Source organism: Paenibacillus sp. EC2-1 (genome assembly GCF_049311625.1).
GTDB lineage: Bacteria > Bacillota > Bacilli > Paenibacillales > Paenibacillaceae > Paenibacillus_AQ.
In genome coordinates, this window is sequence record NZ_CP186006.1 from 4908943 (window position 1) to 4930772 (window position 21830).

At 45.7% G+C, this 21830-nt stretch carries 20 protein-coding genes; 4 read left to right on the forward strand and 16 right to left on the reverse strand.

The genetic code is table 11. The annotated features are described in order from the left end of the window. Nucleotides 1–5: 5 nt before the first annotated feature. Nucleotides 6–941, reverse strand: a complete 936-nt coding sequence (locus tag ACK8P5_RS23135) for an ABC transporter ATP-binding protein (protein ID WP_422658527.1) — start codon at nucleotides 939–941, stop codon at nucleotides 6–8. A gap of 196 nt (nucleotides 942–1137) precedes the next feature. On the opposite strand from ACK8P5_RS23135, the gene ACK8P5_RS23140 reads away from it, so the two are divergent. After that, nucleotides 1138–2307 (forward strand): sensor histidine kinase, encoded by a 1170-nt coding sequence (locus ACK8P5_RS23140; RefSeq protein WP_422658528.1) that lies wholly within the window; start codon nucleotides 1138–1140, stop codon nucleotides 2305–2307. A 51-nt stretch (nucleotides 2308–2358) separates the two neighbouring features. Then, a complete protein-coding gene (locus ACK8P5_RS23145; protein WP_422658529.1) occupies nucleotides 2359–3033 on the forward strand; it encodes a response regulator in 675 nt (224 codons plus the stop codon). Between the two features lie 83 nt (nucleotides 3034–3116). Here ACK8P5_RS23145 and ACK8P5_RS23150 read toward each other — a convergent pair whose 3' ends face one another. The 6 genes from ACK8P5_RS23150 to ftsE form a co-directional block, all read right to left on the reverse strand. Next, nucleotides 3117–4229 carry a DUF3221 domain-containing protein gene (locus tag ACK8P5_RS23150; protein ID WP_422658530.1) on the reverse strand — a complete coding sequence of 371 codons (1113 nt, stop codon included), beginning with the start codon at nucleotides 4227–4229 and terminating at the stop codon, nucleotides 3117–3119. A 156-nt stretch (nucleotides 4230–4385) separates the two neighbouring features. Next, nucleotides 4386–5714 (reverse strand): PDZ domain-containing protein, encoded by a 1329-nt coding sequence (locus ACK8P5_RS23155; RefSeq protein ID WP_422658531.1) that lies wholly within the window; start codon nucleotides 5712–5714, stop codon nucleotides 4386–4388. 85 nt (nucleotides 5715–5799) lie between these two features. After that, nucleotides 5800–7269 (reverse strand): S41 family peptidase, encoded by a 1470-nt coding sequence (locus ACK8P5_RS23160; protein ID WP_422658532.1) that lies wholly within the window; start codon nucleotides 7267–7269, stop codon nucleotides 5800–5802. Nucleotides 7270–7379: 110 nt separating this feature from the next. Next, the gene (locus tag ACK8P5_RS23165; RefSeq protein ID WP_422658533.1) at nucleotides 7380–8693 is read right to left on the reverse strand and encodes a murein hydrolase activator EnvC family protein; all 1314 of its coding nucleotides are present in this window, start codon (nucleotides 8691–8693) and stop codon (nucleotides 7380–7382) included. A 93-nt stretch (nucleotides 8694–8786) separates the two neighbouring features. After that, nucleotides 8787–9704, reverse strand: a complete 918-nt coding sequence (gene ftsX, locus ACK8P5_RS23170) for a permease-like cell division protein FtsX (RefSeq protein ID WP_422658534.1) — start codon at nucleotides 9702–9704, stop codon at nucleotides 8787–8789. Further along, nucleotides 9694–10380 (reverse strand): cell division ATP-binding protein FtsE, encoded by a 687-nt coding sequence (gene ftsE, locus ACK8P5_RS23175; protein ID WP_422661557.1) that lies wholly within the window; start codon nucleotides 10378–10380, stop codon nucleotides 9694–9696. Before ftsE ends, ftsX begins: the two co-directional genes overlap by 11 nt. Nucleotides 10381–10586: 206 nt before the next feature. Between ftsE and ACK8P5_RS23180 the strand changes: the two genes are divergently transcribed. Further along, entirely contained in the window at nucleotides 10587–12017 is a 1431-nt protein-coding gene (locus ACK8P5_RS23180; RefSeq protein WP_422658535.1) for a VanW family protein, read from the forward strand. 58 nt (nucleotides 12018–12075) lie between these two features. Here ACK8P5_RS23180 and ACK8P5_RS23185 read toward each other — a convergent pair whose 3' ends face one another. The 5 genes from ACK8P5_RS23185 to ACK8P5_RS23205 form a co-directional block, all read right to left on the reverse strand. Further along, nucleotides 12076–12801, reverse strand: coding sequence for a hypothetical protein (locus tag ACK8P5_RS23185; protein WP_422658536.1), 726 nt, complete (start codon nucleotides 12799–12801; stop codon nucleotides 12076–12078). A 77-nt stretch (nucleotides 12802–12878) separates the two neighbouring features. Beyond that, entirely contained in the window at nucleotides 12879–13595 is a 717-nt protein-coding gene (locus ACK8P5_RS23190; RefSeq protein WP_422658537.1) for a polymer-forming cytoskeletal protein, read from the reverse strand. Nucleotides 13596–13821: 226 nt separating this feature from the next. Further along, entirely contained in the window at nucleotides 13822–14418 is a 597-nt protein-coding gene (pilO, locus tag ACK8P5_RS23195; protein WP_422658538.1) for a type 4a pilus biogenesis protein PilO, read from the reverse strand. Next, nucleotides 14402–16009, reverse strand: a complete 1608-nt coding sequence (pilM, locus tag ACK8P5_RS23200; protein WP_422658539.1) for a pilus assembly protein PilM — start codon at nucleotides 16007–16009, stop codon at nucleotides 14402–14404. Before pilM ends, pilO begins: the two co-directional genes overlap by 17 nt. Before the next feature lie 12 nt (nucleotides 16010–16021). Continuing rightward, entirely contained in the window at nucleotides 16022–16771 is a 750-nt protein-coding gene (locus ACK8P5_RS23205) for a prepilin peptidase (RefSeq protein WP_422658540.1), read from the reverse strand. A gap of 79 nt (nucleotides 16772–16850) precedes the next feature. Here ACK8P5_RS23205 and ACK8P5_RS23210 point away from each other — a divergent pair, with 79 nt between their 5' ends. Continuing rightward, nucleotides 16851–17066, forward strand: coding sequence for a hypothetical protein (locus ACK8P5_RS23210; RefSeq protein ID WP_422658541.1), 216 nt, complete (start codon nucleotides 16851–16853; stop codon nucleotides 17064–17066). Nucleotides 17067–17086: 20 nt separating this feature from the next. Here ACK8P5_RS23210 and ACK8P5_RS23215 read toward each other — a convergent pair whose 3' ends face one another. The 4 genes from ACK8P5_RS23215 to gspE all read right to left on the reverse strand — a co-directional run bounded on the left by ACK8P5_RS23215 (nucleotide 17087) and on the right by gspE (nucleotide 21758). Next, nucleotides 17087–17572 carry a type II secretion system protein gene (locus ACK8P5_RS23215; protein ID WP_422658542.1) on the reverse strand — a complete coding sequence of 162 codons (486 nt, stop codon included), beginning with the start codon at nucleotides 17570–17572 and terminating at the stop codon, nucleotides 17087–17089. A 249-nt stretch (nucleotides 17573–17821) separates the two neighbouring features. Continuing rightward, nucleotides 17822–19027: a type II secretion system F family protein gene (locus ACK8P5_RS23220; protein ID WP_422658543.1), complete on the reverse strand. Its 1206-nt coding sequence runs from the start codon at nucleotides 19025–19027 to the stop codon at nucleotides 17822–17824. After that, complete coding sequence (locus ACK8P5_RS23225; RefSeq protein ID WP_422661558.1) at nucleotides 19027–20070, reverse strand: type IV pilus twitching motility protein PilT; 1044 nt, start codon at nucleotides 20068–20070, stop codon at nucleotides 19027–19029. Before ACK8P5_RS23225 ends, ACK8P5_RS23220 begins: the two co-directional genes overlap by 1 nt. 23 nt (nucleotides 20071–20093) lie before the next feature. Further along, nucleotides 20094–21758: a type II secretion system ATPase GspE gene (gene gspE, locus ACK8P5_RS23230; RefSeq protein ID WP_422658544.1), complete on the reverse strand. Its 1665-nt coding sequence runs from the start codon at nucleotides 21756–21758 to the stop codon at nucleotides 20094–20096. Nucleotides 21759–21830: the final 72 nt, after the last annotated feature.

Consider the following 21830-nt stretch of genomic DNA (forward strand, 5'->3'; position numbering starts at 1 on the left):
TAAGATTAGTCTCGTAGCGTTCGCCCGGTCAGGCTGAGGAAAAGTGTCTCGAGATCCGGTTCTTCGCATTTGATTGTCTGAATAACGACCTCATGTTTACTGCAAATAAATAAAACATCCTGTAAATCATTTTGTGCAGATGGCAGATAGATCTCCATCTCTTTCTCATTCTGGATCACGCGGGTTATACGCGGATGCATGCTTAGCTCACTTACCACATCCTGTGTGATGCCATCAGCTGTTAGCACAATTTTCTCTTCACGAGCTACCCGTTCCCTCAGCTCCTGCTGTGTACCGCATGCAATCACATGCCCTTTATCCATGATGGCAACCCGGTCACTGATCGCAGAAACCTCTTCCATATAGTGACTTGTATAAATGACTGTAGAACCTAATTCGTTCAGCTTTCTTACCGAGTCCAAAATATGATTCCGAGACTGTGGATCGATACCAACGGTCGGCTCATCCATAATAATTAGCTTGGGGCGGTGCATAATTGCACACGCAATATTAAGCCTACGCTTCATTCCTCCGGAGAAGGTTGAAGGCGTTTCCTTCGCTCTGTCCTGAAGGCCAACAAACGCCAGAGCCTCTTCTACTCTCTCCTTCATAAGTTTCCCGCGCAGACCGTAGAGCTTTGCGAAAAAGGATACATTATCTGCAGCAGACATACTCTCATAAAGTGCAAGATCCTGGGGCACAAGGCCGATTCTCTTTTTCACTTCCAAAGGTCGATCTTTAACAGATATGCCATCAACCTCAATATGCCCCTGGTCTGATTTAAGCAATCCACAGATCATGTTAATCGTTGTACTTTTGCCAGCACCATTCGGACCTAACAACCCAAAAATCTCGCCTTCGTTTATGCTCAAGTTTAAGTGATCCACCGAAAGCTTGCTTCCATAACGTTTGACCACATCGTTCATCTGTAAGAATGTCATTATCCTTCACTCCATTCTGTTGTCCGTTGTTCTTTATCTTGATTTCATTGTACCTGGCAAGAAGCAACCTCGAAGGTAGATTAAGTCATTTCTATAGGTGACCAAAGTCACCTCCTGTCAAAACAGCTTCGTGTGATATAATGAAACCAAATTCACGCGTTTGCCTAATTTATGGAAAAAGGGAGTCTACTCACCTATGCCCCACTCTCTTGCTTCGCTTCGGTTTGGTCTTATTTTGATTCCTGCTGCAATTGGGCTCTATGTAGACGGAATCGACCATTACGACTGGTACACGGTCTTCATCCTACTATTCCTTGCACTGGCTGTGCTTGGTCGCTTCATTAAATCTAGCCCTGTGATTATTTTAGGCGTTATTGTGGAACTCATTATTGCAGGATGGCTGTGCCAACATTACGGTATGCTAATGATTTTCGTATCGATGTCGACGGCCTTGATATATCTTTTCTTATCCCATCCATTTCTCCGGTATGTTCTACTTGGCATTCATCTGATCATACTGAATGTTTCCCTTCAAGGGCATGAGATTGTATGGGTCATATCCGCTAACCTACTACTCATAATGGTCACGGTGTTTATCGGGGTTCTACACAACACTTCAGGAAGTAAAGAAGATACCCTTCGGTTATACGATGAGCTGAGAAGGAAGCATTTTGAACTCGAAGAGGCTCGGAGTCGAATGCAGCAATTCGCCCATCAGATTGAAGCTGCTGCTCAAGCCGATGAACGAAATCGGATATCCCATCAGCTTCATGATGACATTGGACACCGACTCATTCGAGTTAAGATGATGATGGAAGCCGCTATCTATACGGTTCCTCAAGATGTGAATCGGGGGATGGAACTGCTGCATCAGATTCGTGATCAACTCGGAAGCAGCATGGACGAAATGCGGTCTGCCGTGAAACGAATGAACCCAGGAAGGCAGCTGGCAGATGCCTATGCACTGGATCGCCTGCTCGAAGAAACAGGTCGCGAGACCGGTATTATAACTCGATTACGAACAAAAGGTCTTCCCTATCCGTTGTACCCTAGCCAGCAGGTTGTTCTGTACAAGAATGCGCGCGAAGCTATCACCAATGCCATCCGGCATGGACATGCTGATCAGGTGGAAGTGCTCCTTACTTATGATGATCATGAGGTATGCATGGAGGTTTCGAACAACGGGGAAGTTGCAGTCGAAGCACATACAGCTGGGAATATGCCCGGCATCGGCAAACAAGGACTCGGTCTCAGCGGTATGCTTGAGCGTACAAAAGTCATTGGGGGCACATTAGAAGTATGCCGGCAGATGCCATTCACAGTCATTACTCGCCTGCCTGTATATCGAAAAAGCGAAATTATATAGGTACGAATATAGCTGAGTAGCTGAACTACAAAAGTAGGAGTGAATGTTGAGATGATATCTGTATTGATCGTGGATGATGATCCATTTATCAGGGAGAGCTTAAAGCTTATAATCGGCATGGATCCTGAAGTAGAGGTAACTGCAACCGCGGCACATGGTGCTGAAGCCATGGAGCTCATGGGGAATGGTCTTACGATCCATGTAGTGCTGATGGATATTCGGATGCCTATATGTGATGGTGTCGAGGGAACCAGACTCATTCGGGATCATTATCCCGACGTGCGCGTGCTAATGTTAACAACGTTTGATGACGATGACTACATCGTTGAGGCACTGCAGAACGGAGCGAGCGGTTATTTACTGAAGAACATTCCGCCAGACCGTATTATTCAAGGGATCAAAACCGTTCATGACGGTAACATGCTTATCCACCCTGACATTGCGCGCAAGCTTACAGGAATGCTTCGTCCAACTACAACTTCACCGCTCGCTTGGCAGCCTCCCGAATTGGAGCAATATGGGCTGACCCCTGCTGAGAAGAATATCGTTGCTCTGATCTCCGATGGACTATCCAATAAGGAGATTGCTGGTCATCTATTTCTTAGCGAAGGCACGATTAAGAATTATGTTACTGAGATTCTCAGTAAGTTAAATCTTCGAGACCGAACGCAGATTGCTATCTTTTATTTAAAAAAGGTAAACGGTACACTGGGCAACAAGAGCTGAGGTAGGCTTAGTTCTATTGCATCAAAAAAGGAACTCTCATATGGGAGTCCCTTTTTTTATTAATGGAGTAACGATATCAATTACTACTCCACCGCTGTTGATCCCTTGGCCGCTGCAGCCCGATCATTAAACCACTTCTGAAGCTTACGAATGGAGTCTGTCTGATATATAGCATCCTCTTCGTCGAAAACGATAAAAGCGGGGAACGTTGTCACCATAAGCTCCTCCTTATAGTCTATAGCTTCCCCTTTACGATAAGGCACCCAAGATATACCTCCACTATAGGCGCCTGGTACGTATCGCCCAAAGTCCATTTCATCTTTAGGAGGCACTGCTCCTTCTTCGTAAACCACCACGGTATGGATGGTCCCCGGTCTTGCTAGCATATACTTCAATTTCTCACTTCGCGTCATCGTACCCCGGGTCACTTGCTGTGTCTGAAGATTGTTATCGTCCATGCGTTCATAAGACCAATTCTTATTCGGAATAATTTCCAATTTGTCTCCTACCTTGAGTTCAGAAACCTTTAATTTCTGACCAAGTCCATCCAAAAGTTTAGTGTCTCCATCATATGGAATGTTGATGCTGTGCATCATACTATCGATTGCTCCACGGTTGTTCCTATTCACCCAATCACTAATATTTAATGAAATAAGATTCTCCTTCATCTCAATCGAAAGTACATACCCTGTCACAATATCATCCCGAAAGCCAGTGACTTGCATCAGTTGAGGTTCTTTAATGATCTTCATCGTTTGCGTATTTCTAAGAGGAGGGTTGGTATCCTCCTGCTGAGTTGAAGTCATACGCACCAGCTGTCCTACTTTAAGCTGTTTATACTGCTCGCTAGACACGGGATAAAAAGCTCCGCTCTTATTCTTTTGACCAATCTTCACAAGTTCGTCCCAGCTTGAATTCATCGCTACTTCTTCATTCAAACCTTGAATGATTAGCACACTACGACTTTGTCCTCCACTGCGTTTTGCCGCTACCATTCCTTCAAAATATAGAAAACCATCTTTATATGTACTCTTCACCTTCGGTTCGGGTCCGGATACTGGCGCTGAAGAGACTTGTGGCTTAGATCCCAATACCTCATGATCAGAAACCTTATCCCCAAGTTCTGTACAACCAGAAACCACTAACACCCCTGAAATTCCGAGTATTATTGCTAGTATTTTAAGTGAAGCTTTCAATGTGATTGGCCCCCCTATTCTAAAATCCCTAATTATGGATGTTATATATCTAACGATTGCAGACACTCAGATGTTGCAGACTTATCACAATCACGAATAAAAACCCCCTCCGAATCGGAGGGGGAAAGTAGTGCTCTGATCATGTTGTTTTCCACTCTAAAGCTCAATCGTATCTTGCTTATCCTCAGGTTGACCTGGTGCAAGCAACTTGGGCGTAGCAGTCCTTTTATTACGTACGTTCAGCTTCATTCCTACAATAGTAAATAGACTAAGCGGCTTCATCTTCACAGATAAATGATCATCTGGACCAGGAGCAACAATCGCACCTAATTGATGATGGTCACCTGCATATATTGCCCGCTGCATAAACTTGCTCTCGCCCTGATGATTCTGAACTTCCAACTTACAAAAAGCGGAGTTCTGACGGAGTGCAGCATGCAGTTCTTCCTTGTTATGGATTAGTGCTCCGTTCACCTTCAGAATGGTTTCACCGGCGAGAATGCCTAGCTCATCTGCTGGGCTTCCCGGCAGTACGGCAAGCACACGCAAACCCTTCGTGGGGTTTACAAATACCGGACTCTTCTGGGATTCCTCATAACGACTGTACCAGACCAGTCCTTCATGAAGACCAAGTGCTGCCAGTGCTGTAACAATCATAAGCGGTGACCACCATTCAGCAAGTAAGCTCAGTGCAAGCAGTACAGCGCTATAGATCACAAGTCTCTTGGAAGTCACTAAAGCCTTCTGCCTAGGCAGCATACTCTGTGTCATCTCTCCAAAGCCAATTAATACAGGCAGCACGAGTATCCCAAACCCACTGCTCCAGCCCTCGCCGCCAAAGAATGGTGTCCAAGGGAGAACCATACTTCCCCCTGTAGCGGGGACCAGCAGGAACAATGGTAATGGCCAGAAGCTCTGCATGTTATACCCGCCAACAAGCTTACCTCTCTTCCCTTCAAGGAACAGCGGCGTTGCAAACTTCGAGCCTTGTATTACAACAAGCACAGCTTCCGCAAAATGAAGCACTGCCGCAAGTGCAAGCAGCGATGGAATATCAAGCCCCATAATCGTCGACTTGATATCACCTATGAATCCATTAGGCTGCCATTGTGGAAACCAGCTTAATATAAACTGAGTGATGCCAAGTACCCCGATAGAATAAGCAAAGCATAAAAACCTAACACGGAAGAGCATGAGTACAATGGCGGTTACCCAAATACATAGCACAGCACCAAAGGTTAAGGATATTCCTAGAAAAGCCATCACAACAGATACTGCAAGCCCCGCGATAAGACCTCCTAAGAATGTCCTCCACGTCTGAAGTCCCCATCCGTTTAGCCGAACATGAAACAGTTTACGTTCTAACAACACTTGCCTGCGATACAGTAAAGCGATCAAAATAATTGAAATATAATAAAACGGCTGCATCAGCAGCTGTAATCCTGCATCCATCGCGAGCCACAGCAACTCTTTCGCTATCTCCAAAAGTGTGCCACTCTCCTTCCTCTTCAAACACATCCTTTGATTCCTTTGAGCAAAAAGAAAAAAAGAAGGCTAAGGTTCAGCCTTCTTACTTGTTCGACGCCTTAGCCGCAATTTCCTCCCGGACCTCGGCGATTCCGCGATTCATTTGATTATCATTCTTCGGATCTTGAATCTTCTTGATTAACTCAGCCTCAAGTGCTTCAGCTGTTGCGGCATTTACTACACCATCCGCCTTAAGCTTCTGACTGCTCTGGAAGCTCTTCACTGCTTTCTCCGTAGCACGGTCAAAGTAACCGTCCTTCCGTCCAGGTTTATATCCAATAGCCTCAAGCATGATTTGAGCATTCTTAACATCTGAGTTATTCATATCGAACTTCAAGGTCTTCTTCTTATCAATCGGTGCAACCGAGAAGTAATCTGGTTGATCCACTTTAAGGTTAGGCTTGATACCTTTTTCATGAATCCACGTTCCATTTGGTGTCAACCATTTGGCGATTGTTACTTTCAGTAAGCTACCGTCTCCAAACTGCTTATCAAAACTTGTCTGAACCGTACCTTTACCGAAAGAATTCTCACCGATCAAGACGGCTCCAGCAGACTCCTGCAATGCTCCGGCAAGAATCTCGGAAGCACTGGCACTACCCTTGTTCATAAGTACCGTAACAGGATATGGTTTAGAGTCTCCTTTAGAAGGATGCTTCTCTCGTTTCTTGTCCTTGTCTTCAACCTGAACAATCAGCTTGCCTTTCGGTACAAATTGTTCCGCAATGTCAATGACGACAGAGAGTACACCGCCTGGATTATTCCGAACGTCAATCACGAGCCCCTTCATGCCTTGGTCTTCAAGCTTCTTCAGTTCTTCCTTAAAGCGATCACCTGTATTAAGGGAGAATTGGGAAATCTCGATAATACCAACCTTATCATTCTCCATGCGGGACGTAACCGTTTCTAAGTTCACGTTATCTCGGATAATAACAAATTCGATAGGTTCTGTTGAACCAGCGCGTTTCACCTTGATAACCGCTTTTGAACCTTTTGGACCTTTGATTTTTGCTACTGCAGCATTTAAGTCCAGCCCTTGCAGTGATTCATCGTTAACCGATAAAATCACGTCCTTCGCCCGAATTCCAGCTTTATCAGCCGGAGACCCTTTAATAGGCGAAACGACAACTACATTTCCATCGACGGAGGATACTTCAGCACCAATACCACTGAAAGAGCCTTCGATACTCTCCTCAAATTGTGCTGCTGGAACCTTGCCCATGTAATTGGAATAAGGATCACCCAGTGACTCCATCATTCCGTTAATCGCTCCATCGACCAGCTTGTCCCTGTCAATGTCCTGATAGTAGTTACTTTCGATTAAATCGAGAGCCGTGCCTATCTTCTTCGCTTCCGCTTGCTCGAGCCCACTATTGGATATACTTGCAAGCAATCCTTCTCCGCTAGCACTCGAACCTGCCAGATTCGGCAATTGCGTGAATGCCATTGTCAGTAGTCCGCCGCATAGCATAGCAGCTACTACCAGGAATACGACCGTTCTCTTTCTTAACATGGATTTCACCGCCTTTTGTACGTATCAGCTCATTCATTTCGTAGCTCCCCGGTCGTCCTAGTATATGATTAACTTCCGGGGAATATTTATACAGCGGCTCTTTCTATTAACTACAGATAAGGAGTCGGATTTACTGCTGTTCCATTAATCCGAACTTCAAAGTGTAAGTGAGGGCCTGTGCTTCGTCCCGTGGAACCCACTTCTGCAATCTTCTGTCCACGAGTAACTTGCTGACCTTCATGCACTTTCGTACCACCATTACGGATATGGCCATAAAGCGTCCACACACCACCACCATGGTCAATAATTACGGCGTTACCATAACTGCTCCACCATTCCGCTAAGATAACCGTACCACTCTCAGCTGCACGGATTTCTGTACCCTCAGCTACTGCAAGGTCTTGTCCTGTATGCATAGACAATACTTGACCCGTAACCGGGTGTGTGCGCGTTCCGAATGGTGAAGACAAATAAGCTCCGGATACCGGCATTGCGAACGGACCGCCATTCCCTGCGAACGAACCGCCGCCACCGCCACCACTGGACGGTTTATGGGAAGCTGCAGCTTGCTGTTTCTTCGCTGCAGCCGCAGCTGCAGCCTTTGCTCTAGCTTCAGCTGCTGCTTTAGCTGCTGCTGCTCTTTTAGCTGCTTCAGCCGCCAATAACTTGTTCTTCTCTTGCTGAAGGTTAGAACGTTTCGTAGCTAATGCTACGAGCATCTGCTCCTGCTCAGCTGAGATATCATCCGATACTTCGATCTTCTGATCGTACTTAGCAATGAGAACTCGCTTCTCTTTCTCTTTGTCATTAAGCTCCGATTTACGTTCTTCCATCTGGGCGTACAGATCTTTAGCTTTCGCATACTGTCCCTCAAGTTCCTTCTTCTTATCAAGCACAAGAAGCTTGTCCTGTTTATGTTGAACTAGAAGGTCCTGATCCTGATCGACAATCGTCTTCAGTGAATCTGCACGTTCCAGGAAGTCTGTGAAACTTGTGGATGACAATAGCACATCCAGATAAGAAACATCACCTTCCATATAGATAAGACGAATACGTTTCTCCAAAAGTTTCTCTCTTGCAGCAATCCGTTCTTCCGCTGACTTCAACTCTTGTGTCGTTACACGAAGATCTTCTTCCGTCTCATCGATCTTAACGGAGATTTTAGAAAGCTCGCTACTTACAGTATTGATCTGATCCATTACATATTCCAATGATCTATTCGTTTTATTCTTGTAATGCTGCGCCTCTTGCTTCTGCTCAGCAGCTTTATTCTTTTGGTTGCGGGCCTGACGGACCTGCTCCTGTAGTGTTTCAAGTTCACGTTCAACATCGGCAGATGTTTTACTTTCAGCTAATCCGGCAGAGGGTTGGAATACGACTGCAGCCAACAGTAAGGCGGCTAATCCGGCGGCGATCTTTTTCAACTTGCGCTCCCCATCCTTTTTCAGTGATCTAGTTAAATAAAAAATATTTATCGAAATATTTGAAACAAAATGACGTTATCAACAGTTATAAAGTTATACCTTCAAAAACTTACGAATGGACATCGTGCTACCCCAAATGCCAATCAGCATACCAAGTAGAAGAATTAATCCTCCAAGCAGCATCCATATATCCCCTAGTGGGATCAAGCTTTGTGCTAGTGTGATATCACCTTTCACTGCATTTTGTAGGCGGCTATATCCAAGGAACAGCACACCTACCGTAACCAATGAACCTATGAATCCGATCAAGGCACCTTCAACGAAGAAAGGCCAGCGAATGAAGTTATTCGTTGCTCCCACCAGCTTCATAATGCCAATCTCACGGCGACGAGCTAGGATCGTAACCCGAATGGTATTAGAGATCAGGAACATCGACATGAGGCCGAGACCCCCTACGAAAATAAATCCGATATTCCGCACCGTACGGGTGATCTTAAACAAGGTTTCAACCGTGCCTTCCCCGTACTTCACTCTCAAAATAGGCTTTTCCGGATGCTTCTCGTTAAGAGCACTGATCTTCTCAGCTAAGTGAGGAACCGTAGTCGGCTCAACAACTTCAACGACGAACGAATCTGGCAGGGGGTTCTGATCCTTGTTATTAAAGCCCTCCAGCATATCCTTACCTTCCTCACCAAGGCTCTCGGTTAATTCCTTCATGCCTTCGTCCTTTGAGACAAAACGGATGGAGCTAACCTCAGGCATCGCCTTGATATCCTTCTCTATGGTTGCACGCATCTCCTCATCCACGTTCAGATTAAGATATGTACTCACCTGTACTTCACTATCGGCTTTATCTGCCAATGCATTTACATTCAACACCAACAATATGAATACACCTAGAATAAATAATGACACTACGATCGAGGTTATTGAAGCAACGGACATCCAGCCATTCCGGAATACGCTTTTGGCCCCTTCCCGTATGTGCCGTAGGAAGGTCTTAAAAGTCATATCCGTACTCCCCTCTTGCCTGATCTCGGACAATTTGTCCGTTTTCAATAGCAATAACGCGTTTACGCATTGTATTTACGATATCTTTGTTATGTGTTGCCATCACAATGGTCGTTCCCCGGAAGTTAATCTCGTCCAGGAGCTGCATAATTCCCCACGATGTCTCCGGATCCAAGTTACCGGTTGGCTCATCCGCAATAATAACGGAAGGATTATTCACAATCGCCCGGGCTATGGCAATCCGTTGTTGTTCCCCACCTGACAATTGTGCGGGTTGGCGGTTCGCTTTCGATTTCAGTCCTACGAGGTCCAGTACTTCCATGACCCGTTTCTTCATAAGACGTGTAGGAGCCTCAATAACTTCCATAGCGAACGCAACATTCTCATAAGCGGTCAGCTTCGGTAACAATCTGAAGTCTTGAAAAATAACTCCAATATTACGCCGAACATACGGTATCTTACGTTGCTTCAGCTTACCAATATTAAATCCATTGACTGATATTTGTCCTTTAGTTGGTACTTCTTCTCTATAGATGAGTTTCATAAATGTCGATTTACCTGCGCCAGACGGTCCGACGACGTAAACAAACTCATTGCGGTCAATCTTCACGGAGACCCCTTGAAGTGCATGGGTGCCATTCTGATAGGTCTTCCAAACATCCTGCATTTCTATCACTTCATCACTTCCCATTACTTGATTAGCCCTTATACATTCGACACTTTCCATCTAATTCCTTTAAAATCCATGAAAAATCCTCAAGACTCACCTATTGTAACAAATTTGTTACCTTTTGAGTACCCGAAAGTTTAACAGGCCTGTGACATATACATTAAAAGGTGCTTGAACTACGACTAACCAGAAGTATAAGAAGGTGGGTTCTCATGAAAAAAATTCACATTGGTCTTATCATTGTCACTAGTATTTTGCTATTTTCCTCTATTTGTTACGGGGCATTGACCCTCTATGTTAATCAAAACATTCTTCCAAAGAATGTAACCCTGTCCGGCTGGCATATCGGAGGTAAATCAACAAGCGAGGTTCTTCATGAGTTAGATAATCGCTTACGCGACATGGAGGCCATTCAGGTTCGATTTGGCGGAGAGCATATGAACGGAGATGACGAAGTTGTAAGCCTTCAAGATGCAGGTGTGCAATATGAAGCGGATGATTTTCGCAGTGCTGTATCACGTTTAATGGAAGGTGGACTGTGGGAACGGGCTGTGTACCGCTACAAATTCAAACAGACCTGGAGCATCCAGCTCACATGGGATCAGGACGTTCTGAAGAGACGATTCCACACCGAATGGGAAAGGGAACGGTTCGGCGAACCGGTTAATGCAGTACGTACCATTTCAGATGACATTGTGCGCTATTCACCGGAGCAGACGACATTCCGAATCGATTGGACAGCACTTGGCGATCGATTTAACGCAGCCATCCCAGGCGACTTCTCTCCACTTGAGATGAATCCACCTGCAGACATCTTCATGGAAATCCCGCTAACTTTACATGCGCCAGACATCACAGTGAAATCACTCCAAGCTGAAGGAATCGAAAGAAAAATAATTGAGTTCTCGACATATCTAGGAGCAAGCGGACCAGGCAGAGTTCACAACGTAACTTCAGCTGCCAAGGCTGTGGATGGGATGATTCTAAAGCCAGGTGATGAATTTAATTATGCAGAAGTTGTTGAAAGAGCACAGGATAAATACGGCTTTAAGGAGGCGCCCGTAATTGTTAGCGGTAAGCTCGTTCCAGGCATCGGCGGAGGCATATGCCAAGTGTCTAGCACGATCTATAATGCTGTTCTATTGACAGGACTTGAAGTAACGGAACGCCGCAATCACTCTCTGCCGGTCAACTATTTGCCCAAAGGACAAGATGCCACTTTTGCTGAAGGATATATCAATTTCCGATTTCGCAACAATACGGGCAAGCATTTACTCATCCGTTCTGAAGTGAACGGAAAGACGCTCACACTTAAATTTTTCGGTACATTTCCGAAGAATACGGTGTATTCGCTCGAATCCCAGACCGTTCAGAGTATTCCCGCTCCGCTCAAATACGTCCGTGATACGTCACTGCCTTCTGGTAATCACAAAGTCATCCAAAATGGAAAACCGGGATACGTTGTGGAAACCTACCGTGTCAAAAAGGTCGACGGAAAGATCACCGATCGGGAGAGAATATCCCGTGATATCTACCGTGGACAAAGCACGATCATAGGTATGAACCCTTCCAACGGCGAGCTTCCAAGCTCACGGGATTTACCTAAGGCTCCTGTTGTCGAGGATGGTGTAAGCAACCCCTAACCCTGATTTATGACATATAAAAAGAACCAGAGGATTCGCATCTTCTGGTTCTTACCGTTTAATAGCGTTCAATATTAATAATTTCCGCATCTTTATCAATCTTAAGCTGATCGCTATAGATAACCTGCCCAATCACGCATCCTCTTCCGATGATTACAGTGCGGCCGCGTATTGTATCCGCTTGGGTGTTCTCAAGAAAGATCTCATCACCTTCAATGTGTTCGGTACGCAGACTCGCTACACGTGGTGATCCGATCATTCTAGCCAGTCGTGAGGTCGATACAGAAATCACTTGCCCCGTGATACTAGATACTCTGGAAAAATCCCCAAACAGCTTTATGTTTATATCTCTACCATATAGTATACCGCCAGCATGAAGTCGGCCTCTGACCAACAAAACTTCCACACCGATCTCATCACCAACCTGTACGGTTCCATTGATCGTCATCTTCACCGCTGAGAGTGAGTGCCCTACAGATAAATCACCGTTGATGTGAGTTTGCCCCATCCGGCTACCTCCACCTACCTTCATCCCACCGTTCACCTTTAACTGTTCGGCTTCGAAGTGTTCATCCACGCTCAGTTGCCCATTAACCTTGGCATTCATGCTACGCATACTTCCTTCCACGACGGCGGTTCCATTACAACGGAAGGTCATACAATCGCTGCTACCATATATTCGTCCATCCCCATTAATGCGTACTCTACCTAGTGTGCCGCCAGCAGATGTTCCATTCCCCATTATCAATACATCCTGTCTGACCTCTGCTGCATATTCTGTCATCTAATGAGCCTCCTTACCTTCATTTAATTCATATCTGCCAAAATCAAGATTATCCGCATGATTCATCCATGCATTTATTAAATCAGGCGTACCTCTCCAACCTCTGCAGAAGGGTCCTGAATAAACTCCTCACTATATTCAACTACACGAACTTTACAGCCTGGTCCAAGAATAACACGATTGGCACGGATGATGTCAGCCTCCGTATACTCTACATCTATCACGTTCCCTTCGATCACACGCACGAATAATCGAACAGGCCTAAAGGAAAAAGATAATTGTTCCCAGATTCGCAGTCCTTTTTTTCGAACTTGAATGAAGTTCCCACCGATTTCATACGCCTCCGAACGATCAAACAAGCGAATATCTACCGTTTCAGAAAATATGGAACGATCGACATTAAAACTTCCTTTCACTTCAATCTTTTCACTTTGAATATGTTCGGCTTTTAAGGAACCACCAATTTCAATGTTTGGAGCGTTCACGTCACCTTGAACATGACACCGCCCGTTCACTTTCAAAATTCTAGTGCGCAGATGACCTTTCACTTTCGCGTGTCCATCAACACGTACTTCCACAGCGTCGACGGGTCCATCCACCGTTCCGTTACCATTGATCCGAATCTTTTCGGAAGTTAGAGAACCTTTTATACTGGCACTTCCATTACCTACAAAATCAGTACAATCCATATCCCCACTAATTGTCCCTGCTCCGTCTAGTTGCACTTTTCCATATATTCCTCCGGCGCTTTTACCTACTCCTGCTATGTGTAGATCATGACGCTTTTGTTCCATGGCATGCGTAGCCTCCAATTTCTATATGTGCTGCAGCTCCAATGCTGTGTGTATCACGAGATTATTTATAAATAATGTAACACACACAATAAAGACAACAAACGTCCTTGTGGCTGAAATTCGTCTCCGTCCAGAGACTGAGATGATGAACGCTCAAATTATACAAAAAACCGGTCCTCTAATAGCTTGAGGCCGGTTATCTAGACATATATTTGAAAATGGATCATTATTTCACGATTGCTGCTTCTCCCTGAATGTCTTCATAATAAGCAGTAAACACAATATTGGCGGTTATCTCCGTTTGGGTACCGGATGGTTGCTGAAAACGGAATGAGTCGACCTTCATCAGCCTTGGCAATCGCTCAAGCTCCTGCATCCACGCGTAGATCTGCTCGTAACTCCCTTCCACTTCTGCGTTCATCTTTACTTCTTTAATGAAAGGATATTCACCTTGACTGCTCCCCGTCATGAGGAAAATCTCATTTATACCGCTTAGATTAAAGTCGACATTCCTTAGCGTTGCTTGTGATCTAGCACCTACTAAACGTAAATCTAGGACCAATTGATCAGCGCTGTCACTCTGTGGGAGTGCAGTCAAAGATTCTGCTGCGGATAGCTCGCCTGAACTATCCGTACCCTTCATCTCATCCACCTTACTCTGTAGGATAGCCGTGTCCTTTTCAATGCGGGCCATCTCTAATTTCTGCTCATTCATTTCATCCATTGTAGGCTGCAGTCCAAGCATAAAAAAGGCAAACAACAGCAAGAACAGAACCAGCACACCAAGTACAATCGTGGACCGATATTTATTCAACTGTTCCATTGCTGTTGCCCTCCTTCTCTACATCCACTGATTCATTCACTGATTCATCCACTGAACCGCTGCCCGACTTCAGATTCACTCGGTAGACAGCTGTATAAAAATCCTGATCCAAACTTGATGCATCTCGACCCTGCGTTCCTTTGGTCAGCTTTAGAATCATTGCATCAGATGTAAATGCTAATCTGCGTAGATTCACTAAATACTCCGAGGACTGCTCCATATTTTGAACATAGATTGTTAGATCTACGCTAGATCGGTAGCTGTAGCCAATATCCCGCAATGTACTCCCCTGTGGCAGACTCTTCACAAGTTCTTTCAAAATCTGAACCGCACTCTCTCGGTGCTGCTTAATGTCCTCAATGGCTTCCGTTCGTTCCGTCTGCCCAAGTCCACTGCTGCTGAGCGAAGTTAGTTCCTGCTCTACACTACTCCGCTGATCACGCAGTGCATTCAACCGCTCATCCTGATTACTAATCTGCCCTTTGTTCAGCACGTAAAAAGTACCTGTAGCCGCTACACCGAGAACCCATATACCTACCAATGCTGCTGCAACATATGGGAACAACACCTTCTCTCGATCTTCGCGTGGTAGCAGATTCACCTTATGTCCACCGGAGTTTTTCAGTGCTGCTCCTGCAGCCAAACGATATTCATTGATGTCAGGATCAGGTGAGGCAATATCCTGAAGTTGAAGAAGATCAACCGCATGCAGCTGGATTTCAGACATGGATTGTCGCAGCTCTTGATACAACTGTTCTCGGTGTTCAGCTTGTCCTGTTACAAGGATATCCTGAATACGAGTGGTCCCATCATGTAAGCTGTATTGATAGAAGTTCAGCATTCTTGATATTTCTGCGGTAACCTCAACAATTTGTTCGGGAGCAAGCCGTCTCGTTCCAATCTGCGCATTCTCATTAGGTTCAGTCTCCGAATGATCGCTAATGCGTTCCCTCGAATTCAGATCGTACAAGTTAATCGTGCGCATAAATACCGGATCACCATTATGGAACATATACACGTCTAGCAGGGATTTTTCCATATGAATCAGCATGGTTTCTGCGAATACCTCTCCCTGACCAAGGGATATCGTTCGCGCTAATGCGGTACCCGATATTTCAACACTGCTCACTTTTAGGCCTGCGGCCTCAACAACATCTACATAAGCTTGAATGAGCTTACGCGGGGCTGCAAATACAAGAAGATGCACGTGCCCATCGATGGTCTCCGTCTCCACATAATCATATACCGGATTGTCAAAAGGTAAGTGTAGACCTGTCTCTACCTCCAGCTTAATGAGCTGTTCAACCTGCTTACTGTCGGAGCTAGGAATAACCATTTTCCGGACAATCATTTGAGAAGGCGGAACTGAAAGCGACACCTCAGTGCCTCTTAACTTAGCATCCTTTACAGCCTTCTTAAGGAGTTCAAGCATCGCAACGCCATCTGCAATCTGATTCTCTTCGATGATACCCGGCGGCAAAGGGAGAAACCACTTCTTGTCGAACTCCCAAGTTTTCTTTTTTAACCGAACGTAGCGGATCCCTGTTTGTTCTATGGAAAGACCCGCTGCTTTTTGACCTATACCGAGCATGCGTATATCCTCCTAACCGATGAGCGAGAGATACCCGCCAATAATCTGTGAACCGTAACCATAACTAATGAGGGTACCTACCGCTAACCAAGGTCCGAAGGGAACGGGCTGCCGTCGTTTGATGATACCTAGCAGCATGAGAGTTCCTCCAGCTATAGTTCCTAGTAAACAAGCTGTAAGAAATGCTAGAATCACACCCGGAAAGCCAACAACAAAGCCGCATAATGCAAACAGCTTCACATCCCCCATCCCCATGCCGCCGAACCATGCCAGCACCAGAACGATTCCTCCGCCAAGCACTGCGCCCTGTAGGTGTTGCCAGATTGAACCGCTAGGAAAGAGCAAGGTTAGGACACCTAGAATCGGCAGGAAAAAGAGCAGGACTGAATTAGGTATCCGCATGTACTTCAGATCTGACACGGTTACAATAACCAGCATGCTGACAAGCACAAAGCCAATGATGCTTTGCATGGTTAGCCCGAAACGTAAATAGAGCCATAGGAAGAGCAGACCTGTGACCGCTTCGCCCATGGGATAAAGTGCAGATACTTTGATTCCGCAATGTCTACACTTCCCTTTTGCGAACAAGTAGCTAAGTATTGGGATCAGGTCACGACCTGATAACCGCTTATGGCATGTACCACACTGTGATGGCGGGCGTATAATGGATTGCCGCAGCGGAACCCGTAGACCCACTACATTATAGAAGGAACCAAGTACTATACCTATGAAAGTGATATAGATTGCTATTATCGTCGTCATTGCTGTTCAGTCCGCTTTCTGCCTTGAATTTGAAACAGGAACCGGGGGTGATTGTTCCCGATTCCTGAGGGGAGGATAAGTGCCTAACTCCTGGTTTGTTGCGCTTGTGAGGCCGCTGCGCGGACGGATCGTGAGACCGCTGCGCGGACGGATCGTACTTCCGATCGCTGTTGTCTTCGGATTTCCTGAATGGATTTGTACAAGGGGGAAATCCGAAGACAAAGGCGACCACTGGCGTTTCTCCAGTACGATTCCGTCCTCTCCGCTCTTGGCAGAGGGAGGAGTTAGGCACTGATTTGTGGGTGAGTATTATAATTACTTACCGCTAGTGTCTGAACCAGAATTTGTTGCGGGGGCAACTCCAAGCACTTCCTTAGCTTTAAATTCCTTAGCCTTACTCTCTGTAGCAGGGGATAGCATCACAGACTCCAAATCTCCAGTAGCACTAAATACAACTTTTGTTTTTGTCTCATCCAACTCTTCTTTTATACTTGGCATTACAATGGTTTTCTCAATATATCCTTCGCTTTTAAGCTCTCCAAGTGTAACAGTAGCACTTTTAAACTCTCCTTTTAAACTACCGCCACCACCGATTACATACATTCTTGCAGCGTCATAAACTTGACGAGCAGTTGCAACATCTCCATCTTTTTTAGACTTGTCAAGGATGTTACCAATCATAGGAATAGCAATTACTGCGATAATACCGAGAATAACGATAACAGCTAAGAGTTCGATCAACGTAAAACCTTTTTCATCTTGCAATCTTGTTTGTCTAGCCTTCAAAGCTTTGGTCAACATGGGAAAATCCCCCTTTAGAATATTGTCGTACTGAACAATCTATAAATCTATGAATCTATGAATCTATGAATCTACAAAACAAACAAAGGACGACTACTTAAACTACGAAATAAATCTCACGTTAAGTTACAACTATTAACATCATTTACATTAGAGCTGCTATTCGTCGGGTCGAATGATGAGCATACCACTTAATTATTCACTCTCCCGGCGTCACCCCTCTCCAAAATTTAAATCTATGACAAGGCATTACATATTGCCGTACATACTGAACATCGGCAGCATAATAGCCGCCACTATGACACCTACCACGCCTGCAAGAAAAGCGATCAACAACGGTTCAAGCAGTGACTTGAGACGATCTACGGTATTCTCGACATCCATCTCATAAAAATCTGCGACCTTAGAGAGCATCTGATCCAGTGCCCCCGTCTCCTCACCAATCGCGATCATCTGAGTCACAAGAGGCGGAAATACCCATGCCTTTTTTAAAGGTTCGGATAAAGGTTTACCCTGCCTGAGGGAATCGCCTGCGCTACGGATGTATTGCCCGATGACTTTGTTACCGGCTACCTCTTCCACAATGCTTAAAGACTGAAGCACCGGTACAGAACTGGCATAGAGGGAGGCAAAAGTACGTGTGAACTGGGCAATGGACCCCTTCTGGTTAAGCTTGCCGAACACGGGTAGTTTGAGCTTCGCATAATCAAGCCAATACGCACCGCGCTCCGTCCGTTTGAATACTTGATAGGCGACGATTATTACTAGAACAGCAAGCAACCAGATGTACCATTGTCCCTGGATGCTTTCACTGAGCGCGAGTACAATCTTAGTAATAGCAGGCAGCTCCGCGTTCATGGACTCAAACATCGAGACGAACTGTGGCACAATGGCCCATAGCAGGTAGACGACAGCAGCAACAGCCATAACCCCAACCGTCACCGGATACGTTAATGCAGATTTAATCTTCTCTGTCGTGCTATGCTGTTTCTCGTAATAGAGAGCCAGGCGGTCCAGCGTACCTTCCAGATCCCCTGACTCTTCACCAGCGCGAATCATACTTACGAATAAGGGCGGGAAAATCTTCTTATGATCCTGCACCGATTGTGAGAATGATATCCCCCGAAGCAGGCTTGAGTTGACATCAATCAATGCTTTCCGTAATGGTTTACTGTCTGTCTGTTCTGCCAAAATCCTTGTAGCGTCCACAATCGACACTCCTGCACGGATTAATGTCGCGAACTGGCGGCAATAGATGATGAAATGAATAGGTTTGACCGGATTGCCGATATATATATCCATGGATAAAATCGTCTGTTTCGTCTCGACCAATGAGAATACGGTCAAGCCGCGCTTTCGAAGTTCCTCCATGGCAGAAGCTTTATCTACGGCACTGAGCTTACCTCTCAGCTGCTTGCCACCGCTTGTCTTAACCTGATACTCGAACTGTTGCATCAGCTGCTCACCTCCGCGATATACGACTTCGCCGCGGATGGTAGAATTAGTCCATTCTGAAGATGCTCCCGAACAGACATTTCCAAGGTGTGCATTCCTAGTGTACGTCCGGTCTGCATGACGTTCCTGATCTGATGCGTCTTGTCTGTCCGAATCAAGTTCGCAACTGCCGGGGTGTTAATGAGGATTTCTGATGCACATAAACGCCCCCTACCTTCTGCACGTGGAAAGAGCCGCTGAGAAATGACACCTACGAGCACGGATGCCAATTGGGAACGAATCTGTGAATGCTGGTGACCGGGAAATGCATCAATAATACGATCAATGGTCTGTGGAGCATCGGTTGTATGAAGCGTGGATAATACGAGATGTCCTGTCTCGGCTGCTGTTACTGCTGCTGATATGGTCTCCAAATCTCTCATTTCACCGACTAGAATAACGTCCGGGTCCTGCCGCAGCGCAGCTCTGAGTCCATTCGAGAAACTTCCCGTATCGCTGCCAACTTCCCGCTGATCCACAAGGCTAGTCCCATGGGTATGTAAAAATTCAATCGGATCTTCCAAAGTAACAATATGCTTGCGTTCACTATGATTTATATAGTCCAGCATTGCGGCTAGCGTAGAAGATTTGCCACTCCCTGTAGGGCCTGTAACCAGAATAAGTCCTTGGGGTTTCATCGCCAGACTAGACAAGACAGAAGGCATCCCTAGCTGTTCAAGAGACGGTATTTGTGCTGGAATAGAACGAGCTGCTATACTGACGAACCCCCGTTGTTTATAGACATTCACACGAAATCGTATTCCGTCTTCTAACGGATAAGAGAAATCAAGCTCTCCCACACTCTGAAAATGTTCCATTCTCTCGCTTCCAAGCAGCTTCTCCGCCATCGCAAGTGCATCCCCGGGGGATGTCATACTCTCATCGATCGGCTGCAGTTGTCCATCCACACGCATCATCGGCGGAGAGTTGACGGAAATATGTAAATCCGAAGCCTGGGAGTGATACGCCTTATGCAGCAAACAAATAATATCTCGTGACTCTATCAATCTCGGCGCCTCCCCTCGGATTAATGTGCAACAGACTCTCGCATGACTTCATGCACCGTTGTAATACCTTCGCTTACCTTCACAATCCCATCCTCCATCAACTGGATCATTCCACAATCCTGAGCGGTACGTCTCAACTCCTCAACAGATGCCGAACTCGTAATCATCGCTCTCAGTTGATCATCAATGACCATGACTTCATGAATCGCGATCCTACCGCGGAAGCCTGTACTGTTGCAGTGTCCACAGCCTTTCCCCCTGTACAACCTATCCGTATGAAGCCCATAATTACGCAGTAAAATCATTTCCTGCTCTGATGGTGTATACGCTTCTCGGCACTCTGTACAGATCTTGCGAACAAGTCGCTGAGCAACAACACCAAGGAGTGAAGAAGCGATCAAATACGGCTCAATTCCCATATCCCGTAACCGAGAGATGGTGCTAATCGCATCGTTCGTGTGGAGAGTAGATAACACTAGATGCCCTGTCAGCGAGGCTCGAACAGCGATCTCTGCCGTTTCGGTATCACGGATCTCACCAACCATGACAATATTGGGATCTTGACGTAAGATTGAGCGCAGTCCGGCAGCAAACGTAAGCCCTACTGCTGGGTTTACATGAACCTGGTTAATGCCCTCAAGTTGATACTCCACTGGATCTTCGACCGTAATGATGTTTACATTTTCCTTATTTAAATGATTCAGTGCCGAATAGAGGGTGGTTGTCTTACCACTTCCCGTTGGACCCGTAATGAGCAAAATCCCATAGGGACGCTCGATCATTTCTCGAAATGCTTCAATGTTTCTCTCATTAAAGCCAAGGTTATCTAGTGACTTTACGCCTGTAGTCATATCTAGAAGCCGAAGCACAATCTTCTCACCATGCATGGTTGGTAAGGTAGAGACACGAATATCGATCATTTTGTAATCAAACTGCATCTTGATCCGGCCATCCTGCGGGAGTCTGCGTTCTGCTATATTCAACCTAGCCATAATCTTGAGCCTTGCGGTTATAAAACCTTGCATCTGCTTCGGAATCAATCGTTCCGTCTTCAGAGAGCCGTCGATTCGGTAGCGAATCAAAAGATTGTTCTCCCCCGGATCTATATGAATGTCGGATGCCCGAAGCTGAACTGCCTGCTGGATCATCTGATTTACCAGACGAACGATCGGTGAAGCCTCATCCGTAATCTCCGTCTCCTCGAATTCCTCTTGTGAAGGAAGTTCCACCATCATCTGACTCATCGAATCTCGCATACCGTAATGTCTCGCTATGGCACGCTGAAGCTCTTCCCGAGTTGAAATAGCCGGTTCAATTCGGAATCCCGTCGTCATTCGCAAATCTTCAATCGCAAAATAGTCGAGGGGGTCCGCCATGGCAACCATCAGTTTGCCGCCCTCTTTCATAAAAGGAAGCACTTGATGACGTTTCGCCATACTCTCCGGTATGATTCCTGTTATTGCAGGGTCAATATTGTATTTAAATAAGCTTACATGCGGAATACCTAGTTGAAATTCCAGTACTTCAATCAGTTGCTGCTCCGTTATGTACCCTTGCGAGATTAACAGATCTCCAAGTCTTCTCTTTGTCTTACGCTGCTCTGCTAACGCCTCTTGCAACTGTTCCTGCGAGATAATCCCGTTCTCTACGAGCAAGTCTCCCAATCTTTTCTTCACGATGGCCATAATATTCACTCCATATCGTGTAGTCTCATAAATCAGATACGATTCCAATCACCAGAATAATAGGTTACATTT